The sequence below is a fragment of the Skermanella aerolata KACC 11604 genome (assembly GCF_000936425.1).
Classification (GTDB): domain Bacteria; phylum Pseudomonadota; class Alphaproteobacteria; order Azospirillales; family Azospirillaceae; genus Skermanella; species Skermanella aerolata.
This window is the reverse complement of sequence record NZ_AVFK01000017.1, coordinates 91,663-104,397: the sequence shown is the minus strand read 5'-3', so window position 1 is coordinate 104,397 and position 12,735 is coordinate 91,663. Positions and strand designations below refer to the sequence as shown.

Sequence of the window (12,735 nt, the reverse complement as noted above, 5' to 3'; positions counted from 1 at the left end):
GTGCGGTTCACGCCGCGGCCAGCGCCGCCACGGCTTCCGCCAGGGTGATGTCGATCGGGGTGATGTTGTAGGTGTCGAGGAACTTCTGCTCGTTCTTCGTCAGCTCGCCGGGAAGCACCGCCCAGTGCCGGTCGGATGAGCGCTTGATGATCTGGCGGGCGAAGGTGCGGCCGATCTCGCCGTCGAAGCGGCAGCCGAGGAACAGGAAGTTGCGGCCGGCCCGCAGGTTCTGGACGACCGCCGGGATCGGCGACTGGATGTCGATCTCGGTCAGGACCTCGACGTAGTCGCTGTCGGAAACCAGATAGTTGCCCGCCGGCGTGACGGCGCCCATCGGCTTGTAGAGCACGGTGTTCCAGCTTTCAGCGGCGACCGCATCGGACGGTTCGTTGTCGGAGCCGAAGTAGCGGACCCATTCCCCCAGCGACTGCGGATGGCTCATGCCCTGGATCTGGCCCCAGGAGCGGCCGGATTCCGCCAGCGCGCGGGCGGTCGTGTCGTCGTACCAGGTATCGACGATCAGCGGCAGTTCGGGGATGCCGGCCAGGTACTTGTGCAGGACAGTCGGCTCGGCGCCAGCCTTGAACAGACCTGTCAGGATAGTTTCCAGCGTCCGACGGTGCTTGTGGCTCTCGATATACTGGGCGGACGCGGTGAGCTGACGCCGGATGCGGCCGGGGACCGCCGCCTTGGCGGTGATAGTCGCGACCAACTCTTCCGGCGAACGCGGGATCGGGCTGGCGCCTTCGATCAGGTCGAGCACGCCGGCGCCCAGGAAGGGGATCACCTGCCGGGCCTTCAGGCCGCCCGCGATTTCGGCCAGCACGGTTTGGGGGTTGGTCATGGTCTTGATCCCTTCAAAAATTCAATAAATCGCAGCGCCGGCGCCCGAATTGATCGTGGCGTCCTTGAGCCGCTGGACGATGAACTCGACCTCGTCCCGGTCGATCGCGTGGTGGAACGGCACGACGATGACGCGGTCGGCCGTCTTCTCCGCGACCGGGCAGTCGCCGCGCCGGCCGCCGCGCTCGGCATAGAATTGCTGGATGTGCAGGGGCACGCCGAACGACGCGGTATCGACGCCCTGCGTCAGCATGTCCTCGATCACTGCATTGCGCAGGCTGACCGAGAAGCGGGTGCCGAGATGGACCGCGTAGGTATGGGACTGGACGACGGTGACGCCCGGCGCGTGGTAGGGCGGCTTGATGCCCTCGAAGCTCTGCATGGCGGCTTCGTAGTAGCCGACCACTGCCCGGCGCTTTTCCAGGATCTCGTCGATCCGCTTGAGCTGAACCAGCCCGAGGGCGGCGTTGAGGTTGCTCAGCTTGCACTGCCACGGGACATTGTGGCTGATGACGACCGATTTCAGATGTTCCGGCTCGCGTTTGCGCAGGTATCGCAGGCGTGATGCCAGATCGTCGTCGTCGGTGACGATCATGCCGCCTTCGCCGCACAGAAGCGGACCCGGTTCGGAAAAGTCGAAGATCGCGCAGTCGCCGAAGCTGCCGACGATGCGGCCGTGGTAAGTCGAGCCGATGGCCTCGGTCGAATCCTCGATCAGGACAAGGCCGCGCTCGTCAGCCAGTGCCCGCAGCTCGTCCCAGGGGGCCGGATGACCGTTGGTGTTGCCGGCGATGATGGCCTTCGTCGCCGATGTGATGCGTTCCGCCGCCTTCACCGGATTGAGCGTATGCGACCAGTAGTCGATGTCGGAAAAGACCGGATTGGCTCCGACCAGCGCCACGGCATGGACGGTCTGGTGCCAGCCATAGGGCGAGCACAGGATGTCGGTGCCGGGTCCGAAACCGTAGGCCCGGAGCGCCAGCACCATCGCCAGGGTACCGCTGGTGACGGCGATGGCATGCCGCCGCCCGACATAGGCCGCGAACGCTTCCTCGAACGCCTCCGTCAGCCGCCCGTCGTTGAGACTGGCGGTATTCAGGATACGCTCGATCACCCGGACTTCGGCATTGCCGATGTCAGGCTGGGTCAGCGCGATGTCCTCTTGCTCGAACTCGCCTTCGGCATCGCCGCCGGCAGCATCCTCGACCTCGTCGGGGGCGGCATGGGTCATGCCGCTTCCTCGCGCTCGGCGATCACGATGCCGGTGGCGTTCGCCGGCTCGCGGGTCATCTTCCAGCAATGGTCCTTGCTGTCGACCAGATAGAGCAGATAGGCCGGCTCTTCGCGGTAAGGCTCGTCGGTCAGGTCGTTCTCGGAGCAGCCGGTGATGGTCAACCCCTGGTACTTCTGCTTGAGCGCCTTGACGACGGCATCCCGCTTGGTCCCCGCCGCATAAAGCTCGGTCGCCTCGGCGGTGATGCTGTCGATGCCGGTGATGGAAAGGGCCATGCCTCAGCCCTCCAGCTTGCGGGCTTCGACGGTCAGCGGCAGCCGGGTGTCTTCCGGCAGGTCCGGCATCTCAAGGACCCAGCCGTTTTCCAGGGTGATCTTGCCACCCCAGCATGCCGGCTTTTCGGAAGACACGACCGTCGTCTCCAGGTCCTTCTTGGCGACGTAGATCATGTACTTACCGTCGGTCTTGCGAAGCATAACTTTCATCGAAACTCTCCAGAGGTCATCAAAGGTCACTAAACGTCACGGTGCCGCGTCACTATCCGGCGGCATTGTCATGCCGCCAGACGTGCCGCGATGCCCGGCAGGGCATCGAGAACGGCATCGATATCGCGGACATCGCTGTAGCGGCTCAGCGAGAAGCGCAGGCTTGCCGCCGCTTGCGCCTCGCTCAGCCCAAGGGCGAGAAGCACATGGCTGGGGTCCATGCCGCCGGCGGCGCAGGCGGCCCCCATGCTGACCTGGATGCCCGCCTGATCCAGCTTCATCAGCAGCGCCTCGCCTTCCATGGGAAAGCCGGCGCGGTCGATGAAGCCGATGTTGGACGTATTCGGGATGCGCGCGGCACCGCCGCCGTTGATGCGGGCGCCCGGCAGCCGGGCCAGGACGCCGGCCTCCAGCCGGTCACGCAGGGCCGCGACGGCGGCGCCGGAGCCGGAGGCCAGCCCATCCCGCGCCAGAACGGCGGCGGCACCGAGCCCGACGATGGCGGGCACGTTTTCGGTACCGCCGCGCATCCGGCGCTCCTGATGGCCGAGGATCATCGGCGTCAGCTCGAAGCCCTTGCGGGCGAACAGTACGCCGATCCCCTTGGGGCCGTGAAGCTTGTGGCCGGAGAAGGTCAGCAGGTCGATGGGAAGGTCGCGCAGGTCGATTTCCAGCCGGCCAACCGCCTGCACGGCGTCGGTATGGAAGGCGGCGCCGCGCGACCGGGCGACTTCCGCCGCCTCCCGGACCGGCATCAGCACCCCGGTCTCGTTGTTGGCCCACATGACGGAAACCAGCGCCGTGTCGCTGGAAACGACCGAGGCCAGTTCGCGGCGCCGGATCCGGCCGTCGGCATCGACCGGCAGGACGGTGACGTGATAGCCCTGGGATGCGAGTTCCCGGAAAAGCGCCAGCGTGGACGGATGTTCGACGGCTGTCGTCACGACATGGCGCCGGTCCGGCCGGGACCGGAGCGTGCCGAGGATGGCAAGGTGGTTTGCCTCAGTGGCGCTGGCGGTGAAGGTGATCTCGGCAGGCTTGGCGCCGATCAAGCCGGCCACGCTGCCGCGCGCCTGGCCGAGCGCCTGCTTGACCGCCATCCCGGCGCCGTGGGCGCTGGACGGATTGGCGTAGAGATCGGCCAGATAGGGGATCATGGCTGCCACGACCTCCGGAGCCGGCCGGGTCGTCGCGTTGTTGTCCAGATAAATCATGGCGCACCTCGCATCAGACGGTCACTACGAACAAGGTCACTACGCACACGGTCATTACGCATACAGGCACTCGTCACCGGCCCCGAACCGCCGGAAGCTTCCGCCTACATGCGGCCGGGAGCGGCGCTGCGGACACCCAGGACCGGGGCGATCTCCTCCTCCAGGCAGCCGACCAGCTTGCCGCCGGGAAACTCGACCAGATAGACCGGCAGGTTGTTGGCTTCCGGGGCGTAGCCGACGCGGACGATCTCGCCGATCGCGTCCTTGAGGATCAGCAGGCTGCCTTCCGGGCTTTCCGGATGGCTGCCGTCGTTCAGCAGGTCGGTCACGGACCTGACCGCGATGCCCCACTCGTATTTCGGCTCACGCGGGGGGATGAAACCGCCGGGCGCGGCCGACCCCGCGACGACGATTTCCGAAGCCTCATCCGGAGCGGGAACACCCGGAACTGAAACGTCCGGAACGACGATGTCTGCGGTCTTCTGATCGGTCATGACTGCGCTCCGCGGGGCTGGGTGGGGGATGAGTTCTGGGGTGCGTTGGCATAGGCATCGACCATCTCCAGCTCCTTCGCGCGCATGCCGATCACCCGGCGCTGCTCGAAGAAATCGACGCTGTAGATGTGATACATCTGAAGGTAGGAGCCGATGCTGATGACGTAGCCGACGGCGCCTTCCGGGATCAGCACCTCGCCGACCGCTGGTCCCGGATATGTCCCGTCGTTGCGGACGTTCTGGATGCTGCGGACCTTCTGCCCGACCTCGTAGACCGGCGGTTCCAGCAGCTCGTTCGAATCATGGGGATTACGGTTGGCCATGGCGCGCGTCTCCGCAAACGGATGAGGGGGAACCGGGGATGGGTGAAGAGGTCGCGTTCACGTCATGTCGTCCTGGACGAGCAGCCCGGCGCGGCGGCCGAGTGCGATCTCGCGCACTTCGTCCACCGGGTCCTCGGTCAGGGGGTCGAGGTATTCCAAGGCGATCCGGCTGGCGACGACGTAGCGGACGCACCAGTCGCCGTCGTTGACCATGGCGATCAGCTTTTCCGGGCACAGCCGCTGCGCGACATGGAGCCGGACCCGCTGGCTGTCGTCCCACGCCATGCTGGCGAGCCAGTCGAGCCCGATCCGGCGCGCCACCTCCAGCCGAACCTCCGGGTCCTCGTCGCGCATCATGGCGGGCAGCATGCCTTCCGGCACGCGGCGGGCGACCCGCAGCCGGACCGAGTAATCGGTATCCCGCATCATGGGAGCGAGGTCGCCGTCTTCCAGGCGGGAGGCGACCGAGATCCGGACTTCCCGGTCATGGTCGCTCCGCATCTTGAGCAGGAGCCGTCGGGGCAGACGGCGGGCGACGCTGCTGCGGACCGTTTCGTCGATGTCGTCCATCAGGCGCGGCAGGTGGAAAAGCGGAGCGTGACGGACCGCGATGGCGCGGACTTCGAAATAGGGGTGTTCGAGGTTTTCGACCGCCAGATCCTCGTTCCACTGAAAGAAACGCTGGATGCGCTTGGCATAGCGGTCGTGGACGCAGGCCTTCAGGGGCTGGCATTTGCCGTCGGCCAGTCGGTCGGCATAGCGGCAGGCCTTGCAGTCGACCAACCGGCCGAGCCAGTCCAGGGCCTCGTCCATGTCAGCATTCGTCATGATTCGTCATCCTCCCCGTCCCGCTCCCGCCGGTCGAGCACCGCCAGCAGGGGCCGGACGCCGATCCTGTCCGCCGTGTCGAGTTCGAGCACCTTTTCAAGGATGACGCGGCCTTCGGCGTGGCGGCCCAGGCGCACATGCAGGTAGCCCAGCGCCTTGACGGTGAAGAGGAAGAAGCGCGGAGCCGGATCGAGCGAGTCGAAATCGGCGTGACCGCGTGTCACCTGCCTCCAATCTGTGTGGTTCAGCCCAAGGCCGGCGGAGGCATGCTCCAGCATCCGGTATGCGCAGACCAGCGCCTGCGGCAGGCGCGCCTTGTAGAGGAAGTATTTGTAGTGGCCGAGATCGACCGCCCGGTGTCCAGGCGCGATCTCGGCCGCTCTCGCCAGATGGGCTTCGGCCAGCGCATCGTCGCAGTAGTGCCGGCCGGCCAGATGAAGCTGCCGTTCGGCTTCGGCAGGCAAGTCGCCGCCGTAGTAGCGCCGGGACAGCCAGGCATCGTCGATATCGGAGTCAAAGTCTGCCGGGGCGAGCCCAGGGGAAGGCGCGCGACCGGACGAAGTCCGTTCAAGCGTCATCTGGTCCGTGGACGTCGTATCGGGCAGCGTCACTCTCGAAGACTCCCGTCCCGCTCTGAAATGCCTGGGATCACCCGGTGTCACCCGCCACGCCCTCATCCGGTCAGGGCATGGCGGCAAATGGTATGCGGTGGATGGTATGGAGGTGAATGGAGACTCCCGCTTCAGCCGGATCAGGCCGCGACGCAGCAGTCAGCAGGGCAAACGGCGGCGCATTGCGGGGCGTCGAACTGACCCTGGCACTCGGTGCACTTGACCGGATCGATGACATAGGTACCCTTCTTGAAGCTGATCGCCTCGTTGGGGCATTCCGCTTCGCAGGCGCCGCAAACGGTGCAGTCGTTCTTGAGGATCTTGAGAGCCATGGCTTTTCTCCTGTTCGTACCGGCCTCGCAGCCGGCTTCGCTTGTTGTGTTGAGGTGACTTTCGCCCCACCGTGGCGTCTCGCCAAGGTGGTGAATTACCGCAGCATATGGTGGTATGGGTTTGTAGGCTGGTGTCAGGCTCGCTTGGAGGTATAGGCACCTTGGCGGATCACCGCGTCGGCGCCGATCTTCTCGACGATCGATCCGGAACTCAGTTGCGCCGAATAGTCCGCGTAATAGGCCAGGGCCGATTCCTCGATGTATTCGAAGGCGAAGCGGTCCACCGGATCGATCCCGGCTTCCTCCAGCGACTTGCTAGGGCAGCCGCCGATCTTGGCGACGAATACGGCGACGCAGTCGTTGATCGCCTGGATGATGGTGCCCAATCCGTCCTCGTCGCCCGAACCGCCTTCGCAGTACAGATCGACGCGCCGGTGACCGACGAACTTGGCGCCCTCGGCGTTGACTTCGTAGATCTGGAATTCCTTGGCGTGGCCGAAGTGTTCGTTGATGCGCTCGCCGCCCTTGGTGGCGACGGCGATCAGGATCGGCTTCTCGCCGGCCATGTGGGCGACCTCGGCGATGGCGGCGGCCTTGGACTCGTGGCGCAGCGCCCGTTCTGCCTCGACATGCTCGCGGTAGGTCTCTCGCTTGGTGAAGCCGCCGCCGTCGAGGTCCACGTCCATCTGCATGACCTTCTCGGCGGTGAACTCGTCCCCCCGGTCCTCGCCCAGCAGGCCCACGGCGTCGGCGCGGCACTGGCGGCAGTGCCGCATCAGCTTCATGTCGCCTTCGCACTTGTCCTGGAGCGCCTTCAACTCCTTCGCGGTCGGTCCGCGCTGGCCGGTCAGGCCGAAATGGGTCCCATGCGCCGCGTCGGAGATCAGCGGCATGATGTTGTGCAGGAACGCGCCGCGCGCCTTGACCTCGCGGTTGACGTCGAGCAGGTGCTCGTCGTTGATGCCGGGGATCATGACCGAGTTGATCTTCGCCAGGATGCCGGCGTCGCGCAGCATTTCCAGGCCAAGCATCTGGCGTTCGTGCAGGATGCGCGACGCCTCGATCCCGGTCCAGCGCTTGTGGTCATGGAAGATCCACGGGTAGATGTGCTGGCCGACTTCCGGATCGACCATGTTGATGGTGATCGTGACGTGGTCGATGTTGAGGCCCTTCAGGCGATCGACGTAATCGGGCAGCGCCAGACCGTTGGTCGAAAGGCAGAGCTTGATGTCGGGAGCCAATTGGGATAGCTGCTCGAAGGTCTGGATCGTCTGCTTGGCGCCGGCAGCCAGACTGTCGCCGGGACCGGCGATGCCGACCACGGAAAGCTGCGGGATCTCGGCGGCGACCGCGAGGACCTTGCGGACGGCCTGTTCGGCGGTCAGCTTCTCGCTGACGACGCCGGGACGGCTTTCGTTGGCGCAGTCGTACTTGCGGTTACAGTAGTTGCACTGGATGTTGCAGGCCGGGGCCACCGCGACATGCATGCGGGCGTAGTAGTGGTGAGCCTCTTCGCTGTAGCAGGGATGGTTCTTGACCTTCTCCCACACCTCGGGAGCCATGTCCGATGGGCCATCGGAAGAGCCGCAACTGGATGTAGTACAACCCGAGGCTTCGGGCGCCGGCTGAGACTTCATTTCTCCCAAGCCGAAGATACTGTCCAGCGAGATTACATTCATGGTCCAATCCTTCCCGTACAGCCAAAGACGTCCCGGAGGCTCTGTGAGAGAAGGTCAGCAAGAATGGGGCCAGTTGGATCGGACTTGAAACTTCTATGATTTTCAAGCGGTTATGCCGAAGTGTGTAACTTCTCGATGTCATGTTGACTACGCGGAGCCTGTGGTCTGTCGGGATCATGTCAGGTATCCGACATGGATGGGCGCCGGGTGAACCGATGAAGCAAGCATTTTACGAGGCGGTGTTATCTTATACCAACCGCATTGAAGATTGACTTGTCTGGAGCGTTAGATGTCGGGCTGAAGAGGCCCGACCTACGCCAGAGTGCTCCTGTAGGTCGGGCCTCTTCCGCCCGACATCTTTGCCGGAACTCACCAGGCAATCTTCGATGCCGTTGGTATGACATACAAAATGATGTGCTTTTGCGCATTTATCGAACGGTCACTTAGAATTTCAGGGCCGGAAAACCTCGACTTGCATCGTTCCGCTTCGGACGCTGAAAACAGTTCGGAGCCGCTTCTACGTTTCTCCTCCCGCTCAGGCGGAGCGGCGGGATTCCCGGCTTTCGGTCACTTTCGCGACATCGTTGTCGCCAAGGGGAGGCGGGGCGAACTGGACGTGGACGCCGTGACGGCTGACGCCGACGACCTGGGCGTGCTGGGGGGTGTCGCGTTCCGGGAGGTTAAGGACCAGACGGTCGCCGGGACCGAGCGGAACGTCGGTCTGGATCAGGGCGCCACCGCGCGAGACGTCCAGCAGTTCCGCGTCCGCCGCGCCGAAGGAACCGGCTACTCCGGTCGAGACGCTGCACCGGTGCCGGGTGTGGGCGCGGCGGTTGGCCTCCTCGGTGGAGGTACGGACGATCTGGGTCAGTGCCTCCGCCAGCGATTCTATGCCGTCGCTCAGGACGGCGGCGGCCGATTTGCTGCTTTCCGCCAGTTCATCGGTGCGGCGGCAATCATTGGTCAGGGCATCGACATGTCCGGCGACCTGCCGGGTGGCACGGGCAGTCTCCTCCATGTTGAGGGCGATCTGCGCGGTGGCGCTGGACTGGTCGGCCATGGCGAGGGCGATGGAGCCGGCGATGCCGTCGACCGCCGCAATGGTCTCGCCCACTTTCTCCACGGCGGCGTCGGCATCGCGGGCCGCCGCCTGGATGCGGCTGATCAGATCGCCGATCAAGTCGGTCGAGCGCTCGGTTTCCCGTGACAGGCTCTTCACTTCGGCCGCGACCACGGCGAAGCCCTTACCGGCGGCTCCGGCGCGCGACGCCTCGATCGTGGCATTGAGCGCCAGAAGGTTGGTCTGCGACGCCACGCTGCGGATCATGCCGACGATGCCGCCGATCTCGGTCGCGACGCCGGCGAGCGTGCGGATCACCTCGGCGGCGTGATGGGTGCTGCCGACCGCCAGGCGCGCGGCGTCGGCGGCATCGGCGACCTGAGCCGTGATCCGGTCGATCGAGCCGGTGAGCTGTCCGGTGGCATCGGCGGCTATCCTGACGGTCTCCAGGGCATAACCCGACGTATCGGCCATCTGCCGGGCGTTGTCTTCCATACTGCCCGCCGCGGAATGCAGGCCGGCCGTAGCCGTCCGCATCTCGCCGGTCTGGCCTGTCACCGTCTCGATCGCCTTGCGGGTCTGGTTTTCCACCTTGTCCGCCATGCCCCGGATCGCGGCGCGAACCTCGCCGCGGTGCACCTCTTCCAGCCGCTCCTCCTCGTCCCGCATGGCGCGGACCTTGAGCGCATGGTCGCGGAAGACCTGGACGCTGGCCGCCATGGCGCCGACCTCGTCACCCCGGTCGAGACCGGGAACATCCTCGTCAAGCTGATCGGCGGCAAACCGCGCCATCACGGCGCTCAGCCGGGTCAGCGGGGCCAGCAGCAGGCGCATGGCGATGAACGACGCGCCGGCCACGATCAAGGCCGCGAGTCCGCCAAGCGCCAGACCGCCCCGGACGAGCACGTCGAGCATGCTGACGAAGCCGGATTTCGGCGCTCCGACATAGATGGCGCCGATGGCGCTGCCGTCGGGTCCGAGGATCGGATCATAGGCCACCAGATGGGTCTGTCCCTGGATATCCATTTCTCCGCGATAGGGCTTGCCCTGCTTCAGCACGGTCTCGACCACGGGACCGGAAGGCAGGCGCGAACCGATCGTCCGCCTGCCGTCGGAGGTCTTGACCGAGCTGGCGACCCGCAACCCGCCGCTGAAGACGGTGGCGCCGGCTCCGGTCAGGTCGGTGATGCGGTCGACCAGATCCGTGTCGCCGTCCAGAACGGTGTTGCCGGCTTTCAGCTTGTCGCCGTCCCTGTGGAGGGGACCGGGGGCGCGAAGCACTTCCCAGGCGACGCGCATGTTGCTTTCCTGACGCTCGACCCCAAGCCGCTCCGCCTCGCTCTTCAGCAGGGTGCGCATCGCGAAGAGGTTCACCATGCCGATCATACCGATCGCCAGCACGCAAAGAAGGGCTATCTTGGTGGATATCGACAAGCGGTTGATCAGGGAAACGACAGCACACCTCGAACGCCGGACATGCTTCGAAGTTACCATCATGGCGGGACGGTGTCAGTGATACCTTTCGACGCTTCGGATGCTATCTTACTTCCATATGTGGCTGATGTTGTCATCGCGGGGCATGATATGCAAAGGAAACGGCGCGGGCCTTGAAGAATGCCCGCGCCGGTAATCCCGCCCGTGTCTTATTGCCTCACCCGGACAAGGTGCCGAATCAGCCTTCCTGTCGCTCCAGATCGTCGATGAAGCCGCGAATCACGCCCAGGCCCCTGTCCCAGAAGGCAGGGTCGGAGGCATCCAGACCAAACGGCGCCAGAAGCTCGCGGTGGCGCAACGTTCCCCCCGCCGACAGCATCTTCAGATACCGTTCGGCGAAGCCGTCGGCCGCGTCCTGATAGACCGCGTACAGCGAGTTGACCAGACAGTCGCCGAAAGCGTAGGCATAGACGTAGAAGGGCGAGTGGATGAAGTGCGGGATATAGGCCCAGTAATTCCGGTAACCCTCGTCGAAGCGGATCGCGGGGCCCAGGCTTTCCGCCTGCACGGCGAACCAGATTTCACCGATCCGCTCCGCCGTCAGTTCGCCCTCGCGCCGTTCGGTATGAAGACGCTGCTCGAAGTCGAAGAAGGCGATCTGACGGACCACGGTGTTCAGCATGTCCTCCACCTTGGCGGCCAGCATGATCTTCCGCCGCCCAGGGTCGGTCTCGCTGTCCAGAAGGGAGCGGAATGTCAGCATCTCGCCGAAGACGGAGGCCGTTTCCGCCAGCGTCAGCGGCGTATCCGCCATCAGGTGGCCCTGCTTGCCGGCAAGCACCTGATGCACGCCGTGGCCAAGCTCGTGGGCCAGCGTCATCACGTCGCGGGTCTTGCCCTGATAATTGACCAGCAGGTACGGATGGACGCTCGGCACCGTCGGATGGGCGAAGGCGCCGGGAGCCTTGCCCGGCCGCGCCGGCGCGTCGATCCAGGCGTTGTCGAAGAACCGGGCGCCGACAGCGGCCAGTTCTGGCGAGAAACGGCCATAGGCGTCCAGTACGATGCCGCGCGCCTGTCCCCACGGGATCAGCCGGTCGTCGTCGTCCGGCAGCGGCGCGTTGCGATCCCAATAGTCGAGGGTATCGCCGCCGAACCACTTGGCCTTCAGCTTGTAGTAGCGGTGCGACAGGTCGGGATAGGAACCCTTGACGGCGGTGACCAGCGCATCGACGACTTCGTCCTCGACGTGGTTGGACTTGTTGCGGGACGAGGTCGGGCGCGGATAGTTGCGCCACTTGTCCTCGATCTCCTTGTCCTTGGCCAGCGTATTGGTGATCAGCGAAAAGGTGCGGACATTGGCGCTCAGGACGCGCCCGATCTCCACCGCGGCTTCCTTCCGCTTGCCGGCGTCGCGGTCGGACAGGCGGTTCAGCGCCTCCGTGCAGGTGACCTCGTGGCCGCCCAGGGTGAAGCGGAGACCCGCTATCGTCTCGTCGAACAGGCGGTTCCAAGCGGCGCGGCCGACGACATATTTCTCGTGCAGCAGGCGCTCCAGCTCGTCCGAAAGCTGGTGCGGGCGGAAGACCCGGATATCGCGCAGCCATGGCGCATAGCGGGCCAGTTCCGGCGTCTTCAGCTTGGCCGCCAGGGCGTCGTCCTCGATCCGGTTCAGTTCCAGAGTGAAGAACAGCAGGTGCGTGGAAATGCCGTTGACCCGTTCCTGGATTCCCTGGAAGAACTTGCCGACCAGGGGGTCGTTCATGTCGCCGGCATAAACGAGATGGGCATAGCTCATGATGCGCGAGAGGGTTTCGTCGATTTCCTCGTACTGCGCGATGGCGCTACCCAGGGAGGCGCCTTCCAGGCTTGCCAGCTTGCCGTTGTAGCTTCGGTAAAAATCCTTCGACGCCTTTTCCATCCGGTCCAGATCGGCCTTCAGCGCGTCGGAGTCCTGGCCCGGATAGAGGTCGTTCAGGTCCCAGACCGGCAGCGCGCCCAAATCGGGCGCCGCCGGATCGGAAGAATCGAGCGGCTCGGCGGTCACGGTCTGACTCATGGATGTCCTCCTGTTGCGCTGGACGGGATATAGGCTGGGTCCTGCGCCCATCCAAGCGGCTCCGCCGTTCCCTATATCACGATACCGGCAATTTACGATCGGCTCACCGGCCATATGGCCCACGCGAGAACGGACCAGA

The 12,735-nt window shown here is 65.0% G+C and carries 13 protein-coding genes; all 13 read right to left on the bottom strand.

Annotation, left to right across the window (positions count from 1 at the left end; all coding sequences use genetic code 11):
- Positions 1 to 7: 7 nt before the first annotated feature.
- The gene (locus N826_RS20410) at positions 8 to 844 is read right to left on the bottom strand and encodes an SIR2 family NAD-dependent protein deacylase (RefSeq protein WP_044431860.1); all 837 of its coding nucleotides are present in this window, start codon (positions 842 to 844) and stop codon (positions 8 to 10) included.
- Positions 845 to 865: 21 nt separating this feature from the next.
- Positions 866 to 2,074 (bottom strand): DegT/DnrJ/EryC1/StrS family aminotransferase, encoded by a 1,209-nt coding sequence (locus N826_RS20405; protein ID WP_044431858.1) that lies wholly within the window; start codon positions 2,072 to 2,074, stop codon positions 866 to 868.
- Complete coding sequence (locus N826_RS20400) at positions 2,071 to 2,352, bottom strand: hypothetical protein (RefSeq protein ID WP_044431857.1); 282 nt, start codon at positions 2,350 to 2,352, stop codon at positions 2,071 to 2,073. The genes N826_RS20405 and N826_RS20400 overlap by 4 nt, the downstream gene beginning before the upstream one ends.
- Before the next feature lie 3 nt (positions 2,353 to 2,355).
- On the bottom strand, positions 2,356 to 2,562 hold the full coding sequence (nifT, locus tag N826_RS20395; RefSeq protein WP_044431856.1) for a putative nitrogen fixation protein NifT: 207 nt from the start codon (positions 2,560 to 2,562) through the stop codon (positions 2,356 to 2,358).
- Positions 2,563 to 2,630: 68 nt separating this feature from the next.
- On the bottom strand, positions 2,631 to 3,776 hold the full coding sequence (locus N826_RS20390) for a cysteine desulfurase family protein (RefSeq protein WP_044431855.1): 1,146 nt from the start codon (positions 3,774 to 3,776) through the stop codon (positions 2,631 to 2,633).
- A 104-nt stretch (positions 3,777 to 3,880) separates the two neighbouring features.
- Positions 3,881 to 4,270 carry a nitrogen fixation protein NifZ gene (locus N826_RS20385; protein WP_084720945.1) on the bottom strand — a complete coding sequence of 130 codons (390 nt, stop codon included), beginning with the start codon at positions 4,268 to 4,270 and terminating at the stop codon, positions 3,881 to 3,883.
- Positions 4,267 to 4,593: a nitrogen fixation protein NifZ gene (locus N826_RS20380; RefSeq protein WP_044431853.1), complete on the bottom strand. Its 327-nt coding sequence runs from the start codon at positions 4,591 to 4,593 to the stop codon at positions 4,267 to 4,269. The genes N826_RS20385 and N826_RS20380 overlap by 4 nt, the downstream gene beginning before the upstream one ends.
- Before the next feature lie 57 nt (positions 4,594 to 4,650).
- A complete protein-coding gene (locus tag N826_RS20375; protein ID WP_044431851.1) occupies positions 4,651 to 5,421 on the bottom strand; it encodes a 4Fe4S-binding leucine-rich repeat protein in 771 nt (256 codons plus the stop codon).
- Positions 5,418 to 6,032 carry a hypothetical protein gene (locus N826_RS20370; RefSeq protein ID WP_244619638.1) on the bottom strand — a complete coding sequence of 205 codons (615 nt, stop codon included), beginning with the start codon at positions 6,030 to 6,032 and terminating at the stop codon, positions 5,418 to 5,420. Before N826_RS20370 ends, N826_RS20375 begins: the two co-directional genes overlap by 4 nt.
- 140 nt (positions 6,033 to 6,172) lie before the next feature.
- Positions 6,173 to 6,364: a 4Fe-4S dicluster domain-containing protein gene (locus tag N826_RS20365; protein ID WP_044431850.1), complete on the bottom strand. Its 192-nt coding sequence runs from the start codon at positions 6,362 to 6,364 to the stop codon at positions 6,173 to 6,175.
- A gap of 134 nt (positions 6,365 to 6,498) precedes the next feature.
- Positions 6,499 to 8,043 carry a nitrogenase cofactor biosynthesis protein NifB gene (gene nifB, locus N826_RS20360; RefSeq protein WP_044431848.1) on the bottom strand — a complete coding sequence of 515 codons (1,545 nt, stop codon included), beginning with the start codon at positions 8,041 to 8,043 and terminating at the stop codon, positions 6,499 to 6,501.
- Between the two features lie 535 nt (positions 8,044 to 8,578).
- Entirely contained in the window at positions 8,579 to 10,537 is a 1,959-nt protein-coding gene (locus N826_RS20355; protein ID WP_169789388.1) for a cache domain-containing protein, read from the bottom strand.
- 238 nt (positions 10,538 to 10,775) lie between these two features.
- Positions 10,776 to 12,596: a M3 family oligoendopeptidase gene (locus N826_RS20350; RefSeq protein ID WP_044431846.1), complete on the bottom strand. Its 1,821-nt coding sequence runs from the start codon at positions 12,594 to 12,596 to the stop codon at positions 10,776 to 10,778.
- Between the last annotated feature and the right edge of the window lie 139 nt (positions 12,597 to 12,735).